The sequence below is a fragment of the Curtobacterium sp. MCSS17_006 genome, from assembly GCF_003234215.1.
GTDB classification, from domain to species: domain Bacteria; phylum Actinomycetota; class Actinomycetes; order Actinomycetales; family Microbacteriaceae; genus Curtobacterium; species Curtobacterium flaccumfaciens.
This window is the reverse complement of the sequence record NZ_QKSO01000014.1, coordinates 1-13419: the sequence shown is the minus strand read 5'-3', so window position 1 is coordinate 13419 and position 13419 is coordinate 1. Positions and strand designations below refer to the sequence as shown.

The 13419-nt window shown below is 72.7% G+C and carries 16 protein-coding genes and 1 riboswitch; of the genes, 8 read left to right on the top strand and 8 right to left on the bottom strand.

Annotated elements, in window-relative coordinates; translation table 11 throughout:
* Window positions 1-6 precede the first annotated feature (6 nt).
* Both DEJ21_RS13480 and DEJ21_RS13475 read left to right on the top strand, forming a co-directional pair.
* Entirely contained in the window at window positions 7-816 is an 810-nt protein-coding gene (locus tag DEJ21_RS13480; protein ID WP_146247778.1) for a GAF domain-containing protein, read from the top strand.
* Between the two features lie 41 nt (window positions 817-857).
* Window positions 858-1043 carry a hypothetical protein gene (locus DEJ21_RS13475; RefSeq protein ID WP_111093138.1) on the top strand — a complete coding sequence of 62 codons (186 nt, stop codon included), beginning with the start codon at window positions 858-860 and terminating at the stop codon, window positions 1041-1043.
* Between the two features lie 121 nt (window positions 1044-1164).
* Here DEJ21_RS13475 and DEJ21_RS13470 read toward each other — a convergent pair whose 3' ends face one another.
* Window positions 1165-2196, bottom strand: coding sequence for an NADPH:quinone reductase (locus tag DEJ21_RS13470; RefSeq protein ID WP_111224913.1), 1032 nt, complete (start codon window positions 2194-2196; stop codon window positions 1165-1167).
* Window positions 2197-2246: 50 nt separating this feature from the next.
* A complete protein-coding gene (locus tag DEJ21_RS18685) occupies window positions 2247-2447 on the bottom strand; it encodes a helix-turn-helix domain-containing protein (protein WP_309146991.1) in 201 nt (66 codons plus the stop codon).
* Window positions 2448-2718: 271 nt separating this feature from the next.
* Between DEJ21_RS18685 and DEJ21_RS13460 the strand changes: the two genes are divergently transcribed.
* The gene (locus tag DEJ21_RS13460) at window positions 2719-3366 is read left to right on the top strand and encodes an NAD(P)-dependent oxidoreductase (RefSeq protein ID WP_111224912.1); all 648 of its coding nucleotides are present in this window, start codon (window positions 2719-2721) and stop codon (window positions 3364-3366) included.
* A gap of 179 nt (window positions 3367-3545) precedes the next feature.
* Here DEJ21_RS13460 and DEJ21_RS13455 read toward each other — a convergent pair whose 3' ends face one another.
* Window positions 3546-4868, bottom strand: coding sequence for an MFS transporter (locus DEJ21_RS13455; protein WP_110865086.1), 1323 nt, complete (start codon window positions 4866-4868; stop codon window positions 3546-3548).
* Between the two features lie 136 nt (window positions 4869-5004).
* Between DEJ21_RS13455 and DEJ21_RS13450 the strand changes: the two genes are divergently transcribed.
* On the top strand, window positions 5005-5862 hold the full coding sequence (locus DEJ21_RS13450; protein WP_111224911.1) for a LysR substrate-binding domain-containing protein: 858 nt from the start codon (window positions 5005-5007) through the stop codon (window positions 5860-5862).
* A gap of 167 nt (window positions 5863-6029) precedes the next feature.
* On the opposite strand, the gene DEJ21_RS13445 is transcribed toward DEJ21_RS13450, so the two are convergent.
* Entirely contained in the window at window positions 6030-7256 is a 1227-nt protein-coding gene (locus DEJ21_RS13445; protein ID WP_146247777.1) for a hypothetical protein, read from the bottom strand.
* Window positions 7257-7560: 304 nt separating this feature from the next.
* Entirely contained in the window at window positions 7561-8196 is a 636-nt protein-coding gene (locus DEJ21_RS13440) for an NADPH-dependent F420 reductase (protein WP_071405392.1), read from the bottom strand.
* Window positions 8197-8271: 75 nt separating this feature from the next.
* Here DEJ21_RS13440 and DEJ21_RS13435 point away from each other — a divergent pair, with 75 nt between their 5' ends.
* From DEJ21_RS13435 to DEJ21_RS13420, 4 genes are all read left to right on the top strand, one after another.
* The gene (locus tag DEJ21_RS13435; RefSeq protein WP_111023751.1) at window positions 8272-8568 is read left to right on the top strand and encodes a GNAT family N-acetyltransferase; all 297 of its coding nucleotides are present in this window, start codon (window positions 8272-8274) and stop codon (window positions 8566-8568) included.
* Between the two features lie 21 nt (window positions 8569-8589).
* Window positions 8590-9051, top strand: a complete 462-nt coding sequence (locus tag DEJ21_RS13430; protein WP_111224909.1) for a VOC family protein — start codon at window positions 8590-8592, stop codon at window positions 9049-9051.
* An 83-nt stretch (window positions 9052-9134) separates the two neighbouring features.
* Window positions 9135-9605 (top strand): MarR family winged helix-turn-helix transcriptional regulator, encoded by a 471-nt coding sequence (locus DEJ21_RS13425; protein ID WP_051596672.1) that lies wholly within the window; start codon window positions 9135-9137, stop codon window positions 9603-9605.
* Window positions 9602-10111 carry a metallophosphoesterase gene (locus DEJ21_RS13420; protein ID WP_111224908.1) on the top strand — a complete coding sequence of 170 codons (510 nt, stop codon included), beginning with the start codon at window positions 9602-9604 and terminating at the stop codon, window positions 10109-10111. Before DEJ21_RS13425 ends, DEJ21_RS13420 begins: the two co-directional genes overlap by 4 nt.
* On the opposite strand, the gene thiD is transcribed toward DEJ21_RS13420, so the two are convergent.
* The 3 genes from thiD to thiM all read right to left on the bottom strand — a co-directional run bounded on the left by thiD (window position 10108) and on the right by thiM (window position 13228).
* Window positions 10108-11622 (bottom strand): bifunctional hydroxymethylpyrimidine kinase/phosphomethylpyrimidine kinase, encoded by a 1515-nt coding sequence (thiD, locus tag DEJ21_RS13415; RefSeq protein WP_111224907.1) that lies wholly within the window; start codon window positions 11620-11622, stop codon window positions 10108-10110. The two genes, DEJ21_RS13420 and thiD, sit on opposite strands and share 4 nt — an antisense overlap.
* Window positions 11619-12368 (bottom strand): thiamine phosphate synthase, encoded by a 750-nt coding sequence (gene thiE, locus DEJ21_RS13410; protein ID WP_111224906.1) that lies wholly within the window; start codon window positions 12366-12368, stop codon window positions 11619-11621. The genes thiD and thiE overlap by 4 nt, the downstream gene beginning before the upstream one ends.
* On the bottom strand, window positions 12365-13228 hold the full coding sequence (thiM, locus tag DEJ21_RS13405) for a hydroxyethylthiazole kinase (protein ID WP_181435889.1): 864 nt from the start codon (window positions 13226-13228) through the stop codon (window positions 12365-12367). The genes thiE and thiM overlap by 4 nt, the downstream gene beginning before the upstream one ends.
* Window positions 13217-13312: riboswitch (TPP riboswitch) on the bottom strand. Its footprint overlaps the gene before it by 12 nt.
* Window positions 13313-13419 lie beyond the last annotated feature (107 nt).

The following is a 13419-nucleotide window of genomic DNA, read 5'->3' as shown; positions in this document are numbered from 1 at the left end:
GTGGTCATGGGGAACCAGCGTTCAGGACGGGTCGGCACGGTCGTTTGGCCGATCGTGGTGGCTGCTGCGCCCACCGCGGCGTTCCAGCTGCCGAACCTGTTCGTCACGCCGGCGGTCCGACTGTCGCTCGTCGCGTTCGGGCTCGTCGTGCTCGTCGGCGCCGTGACCGTGCAGGTGGTCCGGACCCGGCGCAGCGACGCCGCTCGGTTGGTGGCCGAGGACAACGCCACCGCGGCGGAGCTCGAGCAGTCGACGGCGGTCCGGTACGCGTTCGGCCAGATCGCCACCCGGCTCGTCCGGTTCACCGAGCTGCCCCGGTCCGAGCGCCACGGCGAACTCTCGGTCGTCGCCGACCGCGTCGCCGTGGCCCTGGCGTTCTACCTGCTGCCGAAGGTGCCCGACGTCCGCGCCAACGTGTACCAGCTGTCCACCGATCTGCGGGCGCTCGAGCCGATCGGTCACGGTGGGGCCGGCGACACCGCCGGGGTCTTCCGCGCCGGCACGCCCTACGGCGACCGCAACCTCGAGTGGGTGCTGGTCGGCGGATCACCCCGGATCGTCGGTGACCGCTCGGCCGACGTCGACGTCGACCAGGACCTGCCGGGCTTCGAGCCGCGGTACACCTCGTACGTCTCGGTGGTGATCCGGTCGGACCAGTACTCGTTCGGCATGCTCACCGTCGACTCTCCGGTCCCCGACGCCTTCACCGAACTCGACGCCAAGAACATCGCGATGATGGCGTCGTTCATGGCCGTCGCGTTCTCGCTGACCTACTCGTTCCCCGAGCGCGACCGCAATCCAAGGAAAGGCCCGTGATGCTCACACGCTCTGTCGGACGCTCGACGTACGATGCCCCCATGACGACCGTGAACCCTGCTCCGCCGTCGTTCGGGCGTGCCCGGATCTCCTCGCCGAACTGGAACGACACCACCACCGACGCCGACTACGAAGACCTCGACGTCATCGCCGCCAACATCGAACGCGAGCGCGCTGCAGCCCGGCTCCGGGTCACCGCAGCGATCGCCGCGCGACTGGGTCGCTGACCCCTCCCGCAACGTCCACGACGAACGGCTCCCACGCGTGCGTGGGAGCCGTTCGTTTTAGCCGGAGCCGGAGCCGGAGCCGGAGCCGGAGCCGGAGCCCGAGCCGGATCAGTTGTCGCAGCTACGGCGCCTCGGTCACGTCGATGAGCACCTTGCCGACCGTGTCCTGCTCGACCGCGTCGTGCGCCTGGGCGGTCTGCCCGAGCGTGAAGCGGGTGAGCGGGAGTCCGGCGTCCTCGCCGACCGGCAGTACACCGTCGTGCAGCGCCTCGGTGACGTCCTCGGCCGCCGCGGACAGCGCCTCGTCGCCGATCGTGTAGAGCAGCAGGAACTGGTAGCGGGCGTTCACGCTCATGTTCGGGCGGATCGGCAGGCTCGCCTCGTCGCCGCCGTTGTTCGCGTAGATCGACACGACTCCGTGGTTCGCCAGCACGTCGGCGACCAGCGCGGCGTTCTGCGGGATCGACACCTCGACGACGATGTCGACACCGTCCGGCGCGATCGCCCGGATGCGCTCGGCGGCGCCCTCCTCGCGGTAGTTCACGACCTGGTGGGCGCCGGCTGCCGTGGCAAGGGCTGCCTTCGCGTCCGAGCTGATCGTCGTGATGACGGTCGCTCCGGCCCAGCGGGCGAGCTGGATGGCGGCGTGCCCCACGGCACCGGCGCCGCCGGCGACGAGCACGGTGAAGCCGTCGAGGGCTCCGGGCCCCAGGCGTGCGGGGCCGTCCTCGTGGGTGGTGAGGGCCCGGTGCGCCGTCATCGCGGGGACGCCGAGCGAGGCGCCGACGTCGAACGAGACGCCGTCGGGCAGCGGGACCACGCGCGACTCGGGCACGACCGTGTACTCCTGTGCCGTGCCGGTCGGCCGTGACGCCGCCGCCATGAAGAGCCACACGCGGTCACCGACGGTCAACCCGTCGACTCCGGGGCCGACGGCGTCGACGACACCTGCCCCGTCCTGGTTCGGCGTGATCTCGGGGAAGGGCAGTCCGTCGCCGTACGTGCCGCCGGCACGGGCCTTCCAGTCGGTCGGGTTGACGCCGGAGACGACGACGCGGACGCGGACCTCACCGGCACCGGGCTCCGGGACCTCCCGCTCGACGAGTTCGAGGACGCTGCTGGCACCGGGCTTCGTGTAGACGATCGATCGCATGTCCCCAGGCAACCACTCGTCGCCGTCGGGGATTCCGAGTGCGGGGTCGCTCAGCGCGCGTCGTACCCCTCGCGCGCCTCGGCGACGTCGGGCATGTGCGAGGTGGCCCAGTCCTCCAGCGGCACGAGCACCGTGCGCAGCGATCGCCCGAGCTCGGTCAGTTCGTACTCCACGTGCGGCGGGATCTCGGGGAACACCGTCCGCGTCACCATGCCGTCGCGCTCGAGGGCCCGCAGCGTCTGGGTGAGCATCTTCTGGGAGACCCCCCTGCACCCGGGCCGCCACCGCCGAGTACCGTGCGGGACCGTCGGCGAGGGCGCCGATCGTCAGCACGCTCCAGCGGTCGCCGATGCGGTCGAGCAGCTGCCGACTGGGGCAGTCCGCCGCGTAGGGGCTGTACTCGAGTGCTGACATGGTGTCCTCCGTCACGCACCGCCAGGTGCCTACTTACTCAAAGAGAGTAACTCTTGTACGGTGACTGTCAACGTCACTGACGCCCAGCACGTCCACGAAGGGAACACCATGACCAACATCGTCGTCTTCGGAGGCACCGGCTACGCCGGCTCCGCCATCACCCACGAGGCACTGTCCCGCGGCATCACCGTCACCGCGGTCGCCCGCGACACGAGCAAGCTCGAGCCGGCCGAGGGCCTGACCCTGGCGCAGGGTGACGCGTTCGACGCCGACTTCGTGTCCGAGGTCACCAAGGGTGCCGACGTCGTCATCGTCTCGCTCCACGCCGTGCAGGCCGACGGCAGCGAGCTGAAGGACAAGTTCCAGCACTTCGTCGACGCCGCCGCTGCGGCCGGTGCGCGGCTCGGCATCGTCGGCGGTGCCGGCTCGATGCGCGTGTCCGAGGACGGCCCCCGCCTCTTCGACACCGACGGCTTCCCGGACGCCTTCAAGGGCGAGGCGAAGAGCCACGCGCAGATCCTCGACGCCCTCCGTGCGTCGGACACCGAGGTCGACTGGTTCTACGTGAGCCCCGCCGCGGCCTTCGGCGGCTACAACCCGGGCGAGCGTCGCGGCACCTACCGCGCCTCGGACGAGGTTCTACTCGCCGACGCCGAGGGCAACTCGGACATCTCCGGCGCCGACTACGCGATCGCGTTCGTCGACGAGATCGTCACCCCGGCGCACCACCAGACGCGTTTCGGCGTCGCCTACTGAGGCACTGCCCCTCGCAAGGCACCGGTGTTCACGCAACGCACCGCGGGATCCCGCGGCGTCGAGCGTGAACACCGGTGTCTTGCGCACCGCCGGGCGCGACCAACGGGCGGACGGGAGGCGCGGGACGGAGCCGCCACGAGCCTCCAGGCCGGCGGATGGTCACCGCCAGGGCCCCCGCGTCAGTGCGCGACGATCGCCGGCACCGGCAGGTGGTGGCGCATCCGCACCGCCAGGTGCAGGCCGCCCCGGCGGGCGAGCACGAGCGCGATCACGGCGGCGGCCGCGGCCGGCACGCCTCCGGCGACCATCATCCCCACGTGCGCACCGAAGCGGTCGACGATCTGGCCCATCAGCGGCCCGCCGATCGCCTGTCCACCGAGCAGCACCAGGACGTAGAGCGACATCACCCGGCCGCGGATCGCCACGTTCGACGACAGCTGCACGAGCGAGTTCGACGCGGTCTGGAACAGCAGCTGCGACATCCCGACAGCAACCAGCGCGACGGTGAACGGTGCGATCGCCGGGATCGACCCCGAGACGACGAGCAGCACGCCCGTCCAGAACACCCCGCCGACGATGGTGCGGAGCCGGACGACGGCCCTCCGGGTGGAGAGCAGTGCACCGACCAGGGCGCCGATCGCCACGGCGGAGTTGAAGACCCCGTAGCCGCCCGCACCGACGTCGTAGACCTGTGACGCGAAGGCGGACAGCAGCACGGGCATGGTCAGTGCGAACACCGAGAAGAACGCCACGAGGATCACCGGCACGATGATCGTCGGCTTGTGCACGGCGTAGCGGAGGCCCTCCACGAGCTGCCCCTTGCCGCGGGGCGCCGGTGGTGTGCGGTGCAGTTCGGAGACCTTCAGGAACCCGAGCGTCACGACGACGGCGACGCAGGCGATCGCGTTCACCCCGAACGACCACCCCGCACCGACCGCGACGAGCAGGGCCCCGGACAGCGCCGGACCGATCATGCCGCCCAGCTGGAACACCGACGAGTTCACGCTGATGGCGTTCCGCAGGTGCTTGTGCCCGACGATCTCGGTGACGAACACCTGCCGTGCCGGGTTGTCGATGACGGTGACCATGCCGACCAGGAACGCGATCACCCAGATGTGCCACGCTTCGACGACGCCGGCGAGCGTCAGGACGGCGAGCAGCGCGGACAGCACCGCGAAGGCTCCCTGGGTGATCATCATGAGCGCGCGCTTCGAGAACCGGTCGACCAGGACGCCCCCGAGCAGCCCGAACAGCAGCATCGGCGCGAACTGGCAGGCGACCGTGATGCCGACCTGCGCGACCGACCCGGTCAGCTGCAGCACGAGCCAGTCCTGTGCGATGCGCTGCATCCAGCCGGCGGTCATCGCCACCAGGTTCGTCGCCGTGAACAGCCGGAAGTTCGGCACGGACAGGGCGATCAGCGTGTGGCGCCACGGCGGTCGCGTGGCCTGGATCGGGAGCGGTTCGGTGGGCGGGGGGAGGGTCGTCGGTGACGCGCTCACGGTGCGGGGTTCTCCGGACGTCGGTGTGGATCTGGTACCCCAACGAAACTACGTGGCGCCGGGCCATTCGATACCCCTATGGTGGCTATCACTCCATTGCGATGTCGAATGAGGTCGCACCGACGGAAGGCGCGACGTGCTCGATCCGGTCCTGTTGCAGACGTTCCTGGCCGTGGCGGAGACCGGCAGCTTCACGCAGGCCGGGACCCGGCTCGGCATCAGCCAGCCGACGGTGTCGCAGCACGTCCGGCGCCTCGAGACCGCGGTGGCGCGCACCCTGGTCGCCCGGGACACCCGCGGCGTCGCCCTGACCGACAACGGGGACGCGATGGCCGGGTTCGCACGGACGATCCTCGCCGCGCACGCCACCGCCGACGCCTACTTCTCCGGCGCGGCCACCCGCGGGCGGCTGCGGTTCGGGGCGGCGGACGACCTCGCCATCACCCAGCTGCCGCGGATCCTGCGGGACTTCCGACGGCTGCACCCGCAGGTGAACCTCGAGCTCACGGTGAACCAGTCGTCACCGCTGCTCCGCCGGGTGCACGCCGGCCAGCTCGACCTGGTGTTCATCAAGCAGACGGCGGGGGAGTCCGCCGAGGGCACCCGGGTCGCCACCGACCAGATGGTGTGGATGGCGCAGGACGGCATCGCCCTGGAACCCGGCGAACCCGTCCCGCTCATCGCGTACCAGGCGCCGAGCATCAGCCGGCAGATGGCGATCGACGCCCTCGAGGCCGCGGGCCGCACCTGGCGGATCACCTGCAACACCCGCGACGTCAACGGGGTGCTCGCCGCGGTGCGCGCGGGCATCGGCGTCGCGGTGTTCCCGCACTCGCTGATCCCGGCCGACCTGGTGAAGGTGTCGCAGCGGCTCGGGCTGCCGGACCTGCCTGCGGTGGACTACGTCCTCATCGCGAACCCGACGGTGCAGCGGGAACTGATCGACGCGCTGACGAACGCGATCCTGTCCCGCGGGGTCGTCCGCGCCGTCTGAGCGCGTGCATCGGCGGCGAGACGCCGGCGTGTTCGGGCTGGTGTCCGCAGCAAGACGCCGGCGTGTTGTCTCGACACCGCCGAGCCGTCGAGACGCCGCGACTTTCGGGGCGTCTCGACGTCGACGCGGCGTCCTGCCGAGACGACGGCGTCTGAGCGCTCGCCGCGCTACGGGGCGAGCGTCGGGGTCGTGCCGGTGCCGGTGACGTCCGGCAGCGTCACGCCCGCGAGCGGCAGCAACGCCGCCGCGACCGCCCACAGCAGCACGACCGTGCCGACACCGCCGAGCACCGCACCGAGCAGCGCGACCGGTCGCTGCCACGTGGCCGTGCGGTCGCGCAGTGTCACGATCGAGAGCACCAACGCGAGCAGTCCGAGCACCACGCCGACGCCGTGCACGGTCGCCGGAGCGGTGAACCACCAGGCCGCCAGACCGATCGTCGCGATCCCGGCGACGGCACCGAGCACCGCACCGGCGGTCGCGCCGAGCGCACGGCGTGGCCCCGGCACGGCGCCTGCGGTCACGGGCTGGTCGAGCAGTTCGGTCGGGAGGCCCGCCTCGCCCCCGCCAGCACCCTGCGGCACCGGGGTGGGTGCGACCAGGGCCGTGGTCGCCCGGGCTTTCGGGGTCGCGACGGCGGTGCCGCCGGGAGCGGCGGTGGTGGGCGCCGCGTGCAGCACGGCGTCGAACGACCCCGCGGCTGCGGGTGTGGGTGCTGCCGACCGTGCGGCGGCCTGCTGGTGGGCGAAACGTCGGGGTGTCCGGTAGCCGATCGGGCCGACGGGCTCGGGTTCGGTGCCCTCGACGACCACGTGTTCGAGGCCGGGCACCGAGAACCGGGGCTGTCCGGCGACGGGCACGGCGGTCGGTGGTGCCGGGGAGGCCTCCGGCGAGGGGGTGGTGAGCGGTGCTGCGACGAGTGGTGCGGCGTCCGCCGACGCGGGTGCGGCGGCGACCGGGGAGACCGGCACCACGAGCCCGGAGGCGGGGACGACCGACGACGGCGGCACCGCGGGCGTCTCGAACGGCACGGTGTGCACGTTCGGTGATGTCGGGGCCGGGGGCAACAGTTCCTGCTGCGGCGGGAAGTCGGGTACCGGGGCGTCGGCCTCGACCAGGGCGGCGATCGACGCCGGCTCGGACGTCGGAGCGTGCGCCGCGGGTGCCTGCTCAGCCGCGGCGTTCCCTGCCGGGGCGACCGTGGTCGGTGGGACCGGCGCCGCGTGGGCGGCGCGTGACAAGGCGGGGGTGGGGCGGGCCTCCCGGCCTGAGGCGTTCACGTGACCGGCGGCGGCGACCCTTTCGGGCGCGACCTCGTCGACGGGCGGCGCGGTCACCCAGGCCGGGACGGGCCGACGGGGCCGGTCCGATTCGGGCATGCGATGCGCTGCCACTGCGGCGCTCCTTCCGTCGACTGATCCATGCTCAGTTGTAGCGGCAACCGCTGGGCGGATCGCAGCCCCAGTTCGGGGTCGCCGCCGACCGAGGACGACATCACCGACATGACGACGATCTTCGACCGGGCCTGAGCGGGCCTTCGCGCCGGGTCGGCTCGTTTCGCGCCCGGTTGTTTCGCGCTGAGCGACAGGTCACGGGCAGCGGAGCCCGTGGGGCGTCGCTCAGCGCGAAACGGCGTCGGCGGCGCGGTACAGCGGCGGTGCGGCGGTGCGGCGGCGCGGCGCCAGCGGCGGCGCGGCGCTAGCGCGTCGCGGCGGCCAAGGCGTCGCGCAGCTCGGCGGCGGTCATCCGCGGGCCGTAGCCGGGGGTGTCCCGCTGGATGCGCCAGCCCTCGGCGAGCGGCCCGGCGTCGACGACGTCGAAGCCGAACGCGTCGATGAGCTCGGCGACGGTCTGCTTGGCGGAGTCGTCGTCGCCGGCGATGACGAGGGCACGACGATCAGGGGTGCCGGCGGGCGTCGCGTGGCCGGTCAGGTCGTCGGCGCCGATGTGGTTGAACGCCTTCACGACACGGGCGCCGGGCAGGTGGTCCTGCAGCATCTCGGCGGTGGTCGTGGACTGGTCGTCGAGGGCGGCGATGTGGCCGTCGCGCTCCCAGTAGTAGTTGTTCGTGTCGATGACGACCTTGCCGACGAGGGGCTCGACGGGGATCGTCTCGATCGCGGCGAGCGGCACCGTCACGACGACGATCTCGCCCGCTGCGGCTGCCTCGTCGCGGGTCGCTGCGCGTGCGCCGTCGCCGAGTTCCGTGACCAGGTCGGTCAGGGTCTCCGGGCCGCGGGAGTTCGCGATGACGACCTGGTGGCCGTTCCGTACCGCGAGTCGAGCGAGCTGGGATCCGATGTTGCCGGCGCCGATGATTCCGATGGTTGTCATGGTGTCCCTGCAACGCTGCCCGCCGTCGTGCATTCCCCGGGGGCACGAACGCCCCGCCGGGAGCATGATGGCGGCATGGACCCCGAGTTCCGTGACGAGACCGACCAGGACCGCTACGCGATGTACGTCGGCGGCGAGCTCGTGAGCGTGCTCGACTACCGGGTGAACGGTGACGCGGTGGCGTTCCCGCACACGTACACGGTCCCGAAGCACCGCGGCCACGGCTACGCGGCGCAACTCGTCGAGTACGCCGTCGCCGACGTCGAGTCGTCGACCACGAAACGCATCGTCCCGATGTGCTGGTTCGTCGGCAAGTGGTTCGACGAACACCCCGAGAAAGCCGACCTGCTCAGCCGCAGCGCCGCGGACTGAGCACCGAACGAAGGGGCTCCCGTGCCCACCATCACCCCGTTCCTCTGGTACGACGACCAGGCCGAGCAAGCGGCCGAGTACTACGTCGGACTGTTCCCCGACAGTCGCGTCGACAGCGTCAGGCGGATGCCCGACGGCCGTGCCCTGGTCGTGGAGTTCACGTTGCTCGGCGCCCCGTACCGCGCGATGAACGGCGGCCCCGGGCACCCGCACACCGACGCGGTCTCGTTCCAGATCGACGTGGACACGCAGGACGAGCTCGACCGGCTGTGGGACGCACTGCTCGCCGACGGCGGGAGCCCGATGGCGTGCGGCTGGTTGACCGACCGCTGGGGTCTGGCGTGGCAGGTGACCCCGTCGATGCTGGGGGAGCTGATGAGCGGATCGGGTGATCCGGAGGCCAACGCCCGCGTGTTCGAGGCCATGATGCAGATGGTCAAGCTGGACATCCCCGCGCTGCAGGCCGCGGCCTCCGGTCGCTGACCCCACTCTCCGCGGACCCGCCGGTAGTGTGACCGGACGAGAAGACCGCCGGCCGGCGCCGGCACAGACAGGCTGGAGCCACCATGGACCACCCGAGTTCGAGGGTCCGCAACAGCGACATCAGCCGGGCGTACACCGAGCTCGCCCGCATCACCCGTCGGGCGAGCATCCGTGCCCGGGGCTCGGACCAGGTGTTGAGCGTCGTCGACCAGTCCCTCGTCGACTTCGTCGTCCAGCACCCGGGCTGCATGGCCATCGACATCGCCCGCTACCTGCGGCTGAACCGGTCGACGATCTCGCGGCAGCTGTCCGGGCTCCTCGCGACCGGGCTGGTGCGGACGACCGACGGTGGCAGCGGCAACGCGAAGCCGCTCGAGGCGACCGACGCCGGCCGTGCAGCGCTCGAGCGCTCGGTGCAGCTGCACCGCGACGCGCTCGACGAACGGCTCGCCGACTGGTCGGACGACGACATCGCGCTGCTCGCCGGGCTGCTGGAGCGCCTCGGCGCCTCGGACGAGGCCGGGCTCCCGATGCCGGCACCCACCGAGTCGTGACGACGTCGTTCGTCCTGCTGTCCGACACGCACCTGCCGAAGCGCGCGAAGGACCTGCCGCCCGGGCTGTGGGCCGACGTCGACGCGGCCGACCTCGTGGTGCACGCGGGGGACTGGGTCGACCTGGCCACCCTCGACGCCGTGCAGGCGCGGTCCCGCCGGTTCGAGGGCGTGCGGGGCAACAACGACGGTCCGGAGTTCGACGACCGGCTGCCGCTCGTCGCCCGGTTCGGTGTCGAGGACCTGCGCTTCGCCCTGGTGCACGAGACCGGGGCGTCGACCGGTCGGGAGCGCCGGATGGACGCCGAGTACCCGGACACCGACGTGCTCGTCTTCGGCCACTCGCACATCCCGTGGGACACCGTGGCGCCGTCGGGGATGCGCCTGCTCAACCCCGGTTCGCCGACCGACCGCCGTCGCCAGCCCGACCACACGTGGATGCGCGGCACGGTCACCGGTGCCGAGCTGTCCGTCGAACTCGTGCGGCTGGCGCCGGTCGCCCGCTAGCCCCGGTCGTCGGCCTGTGTCGGCATCCGGAAGAACGCGAGCTCCCACTCCGTCGAATGCCGGAACGCCCGCGCCATCCTCCCGCGCTCGTCGGGTGTCGCCGCACGGGCTGCCTCCTCGACGAGCCGGGTCGCCTCGGCGCTCGACGCCGCGAACCCCGGGTCCCCGTACGCCGTGATCCAGTCCGCGAAGGCGTGCCCGTCCGGAGCGACCCCGAGCTGCGACCCGACCCAGGCGTAGACCCGGAAGCACGGCAGCACCGCGGCGGCGAGCACCGCACGGGAGCCGGAGTCGGCGGCCTCCTGCAGGTGCGCGAGGTACCCGGCGCACGTGGGGTGCACGGGATCGTCGGCGTGCGAACCGGTCAGCCGGCGGTGGTGCAGGTCGCGCGCCTCGTCGGCACACCCCTGCGCAGCCGCCGCCCAGAACGCAGCAGCATCACCAGCGCCAGCGCCAGCGCCAGCGCCAGCGCCAGCAGCAGCGCCAGCACCAGCACCGACCCCGAGCGCCGCCAGGTGCCGCTCGTACGCCCGCAGGTAGTGGACGTCCTGCGCCAGGTAGCCCGCGAACACCTCCGGCTCGAGCGTCCCGTCCCGGAGTCCCACCAGGAACGCGCAGTCGATCGTCTCCTGCAGCACCGATGCCGCATCCGCCCACCACACGTCCGTGTACGACAGCGCCGGCAGGGCTGCCCGCGTCTGCGCCCCGTGGTCCACCGGACCGTTGCCGCTCCCGACCGCCAGAGCGTCGGCCCCGCGCAGCGCCGCCGTCAGCCACTCCTTCGCCACCCCGACCGCGAGCTCCCAGTCGCCGTGCCGCGCGGCGAGCGTCGCGACCGCACTGGAGAGCGAGCACCCGGTGCCGTGCGTGTTCGTCGTCGTGACCCGGGGACCGGTGAACACCCGCACGGTGCCGTCCGGTGCCACGAGCACGTCGTCCGAGGTCGGCCCCTCGTCGTGCCCGCCCTTCGCCAGCACCAGGACATCCCAGCGCGCCGCCACCGCACGCGCCGCCGCCAGCGACGAAGCCGACGCCGACGCACCACGACCGGGCACACCGGACCCGGCCAGCTCCGCCAGCACCACGAGCTCGGCCCGGTTCGGCGTCACCAGGTCGGCGAGCGCGAACAGCGCCCCCATGGCTGCGGCCGCGTCCTCGTCGAGCAGCCGGTCCCCGCTCGTCGCCACCATCACCGGGTCGACGACGACCACCGGCGGCCGGTGCTCCCGCAGCCAGTCCGTCACGACCCGCACGACGTCGGCGGTGCCGAGCATCCCGATCTTCACCGCGTCGACCACGACGTCGTCCGACACCGCGTCGAGCTGCTCCCGCAGGAACCCGACGTCCGGCACGTGCACCGACCGCACCCCGTGCGTGTTCTGCGCGACGAGCGACGTCACGACCCCCATCCCGTACCCGTCGTGCGCGGCGATCGCCTTGAGGTCCGCCTGCATCCCGGCCCCGCCCGTCGGGTCGGTCCCGGCGATGCTCAGCACCCGTGGGACGCTCATGCGTCCGCCCCGTGGTGCGTGATGTCGGCCTGGAGGGACGGATTGCCAGCACCTGACGGCCCCGCCTCCGCCCCGTGGCCGGGTCCAGGGCCCCACGCGGCCACGTAGGCTGCCGCCGCGGATCCGGGGTCGGCCGCGGCACAGATGCCCGAGACGATCGCCACCCCCGCGGCACCGGCAGCCCGGAGCGGCACGACGTCGTCGAGGGTCACCCCGCCGATCGCCACGCACGGCACGTCGGTCGCGGCGGCCAGCCGGGCGAACCCGTCGTGGCCCAGCGCCGGCGGGTGGTCCGCCTTCGTCGTCGTGGGATGCACGACCCCGACGCCGAGCAGGTCCACGGTGCCGCGGGGGAGCCGTTCGACGGCAGCCAGGTGCGCGAGCGTGTTCGCGGTGAGGCCGACGTGGGCGTCCGCGCCGAGCAGGGCACGGGCGGCGGTGACGGGGACGTCGGACTGGCCGAGGTGCACGCCCGCGACCCGGTGTCCCGCGTGCCGTGCGGCGAGGGCGACGTCGAGCCGGTCGTCGACCACCACCGTTGCACGGTCCCCGACGGCGTCGGCGACCGCCGCGGTGAGTGCCAGCAGGTCACGCGCCGAGGCGCCCTTGTCCCGTACCTGCACGATCCGGACCCCGGCGTGCACGGCGGCACGGACGACCCCGAGCACCCCGATGCCGTGCCGGTCGGCCAGGGCACCGTCGGTCACCAGGTAGACGCCGAACCCGGCGGACTGCAGCCCGCTCATGCCGACACCGCCCGGGCACCGACAGGAGCGGTCTCGACCGTGATCCGGGCCTCGCGGACGACGTCCTCCGGGGTCAGCGACGCCAACCGGTCGAGGAACAGCGGCTGGAAGGTCCCCGGCCCACCGGCATCCCGCGCCGCGAGCTCCGCGGCGATCGTGTGCACGGCGGTGGCGGCGACGGCAGCGGCACCCGCGTCCTCCGGCGCGACCGACGTGAACGCGGCCACGACCGCGCCGAGCGCACACCCACCACCGGTGATGCGTGTCAGCAGGTCGGTCCCGTTCGCCACCCGGACCACACCGATGCCCGGCGCGACCAGCAGGTCGACCGCACCCGACACGGCCACCGCGGCCACGAGCCTCCCGTCCGAAGCAGCGACGGACGCGACCCGGGCGTCCTCCGTGCCCACCGTGCTGTCGACCCCGCGGCCACCGGCCGAATCGCCGAGCAGGGCGAGCACCTCGGACGCGTTGCCCCGCAGCACCGTCGGGTGCAGCGCGAGCAGATCGCGCGCCAGGGCGGTGCGCACCGGCAGCGAGCCGACCGCCACCGGGTCGAGGACCCACGGGGTCCCCGCGTCACGGGCAGCGTGCACGGCCTCGAGCGCGGCGACCCGCGGCTCGGCGTGCGGGGTACCGGTGTTCACCAGCAGGGCATCGGCGACGCGGGCGAACGGCCCCGCCTCGGTCGGCACGTCGACCATCGCGGGCGAGGCCCCGAGTGCGAGCAGCACGTTCGCCGTGACGTTCTGCACGACGGTGTTCGTGATGCACTGCACCAGCGGCGCCCGGGCACGCACGGCCTCGAGCAGTTCGGCGGTTCGGTGGGCCCAGGCAGGGGAGGGCGCAACGGTCTCCATGGACGATCCCTTCGCGAGTACGAGCTCGAGCAGGTTCGACGGGTGTGATCTCAGCCGCTGGATGCGGCACCCCGTGTCTCGAGCGACACCGTACACGACGCCCGGTGACCACTTCGAGGCCCGCTCCGGGCACCGTGTGCCAGGGTTGGACCGTGCCAGATGCAACGCCCCCCGGGCCCCCACCCCTGTCT

Bases quoted from the DNA above. Each gene is read 5' to 3' on its own strand.
- DEJ21_RS13470 (WP_111224913.1), bottom strand. From the start codon at position 2,196: ATGCGATCGATCGTCTACACGAAGCCCGGTGCCAGCAGCGTCCTCGAA.
- DEJ21_RS13475 (WP_111093138.1), top strand. From the start codon at position 858: ATGACGACCGTGAACCCTGCTCCGCCGTCGTTCGGGCGTGCCCGGATC.
- DEJ21_RS13435 (WP_111023751.1), top strand. From the start codon at position 8,272: ATGGACCCCGAGTTCCGTGACGAGACCGACCAGGACCGCTACGCGATG.
- DEJ21_RS13480 (WP_146247778.1), top strand. From the start codon at position 7: ATGGGGAACCAGCGTTCAGGACGGGTCGGCACGGTCGTTTGGCCGATC.
- thiM (WP_181435889.1), bottom strand. From the start codon at position 13,228: ATGGAGACCGTTGCGCCCTCCCCTGCCTGGGCCCACCGAACCGCCGAA.
- DEJ21_RS13460 (WP_111224912.1), top strand. From the start codon at position 2,719: ATGACCAACATCGTCGTCTTCGGAGGCACCGGCTACGCCGGCTCCGCC.
- thiD (WP_111224907.1), bottom strand. From the start codon at position 11,622: ATGAGCGTCCCACGGGTGCTGAGCATCGCCGGGACCGACCCGACGGGC.
- DEJ21_RS13425 (WP_051596672.1), top strand. From the start codon at position 9,135: ATGGACCACCCGAGTTCGAGGGTCCGCAACAGCGACATCAGCCGGGCG.
- DEJ21_RS13440 (WP_071405392.1), bottom strand. From the start codon at position 8,196: ATGACAACCATCGGAATCATCGGCGCCGGCAACATCGGATCCCAGCTC.
- thiE (WP_111224906.1), bottom strand. From the start codon at position 12,368: ATGAGCGGGCTGCAGTCCGCCGGGTTCGGCGTCTACCTGGTGACCGAC.
- DEJ21_RS18685 (WP_309146991.1), bottom strand. From the start codon at position 2,447: ATGCTCACCCAGACGCTGCGGGCCCTCGAGCGCGACGGCATGGTGACG.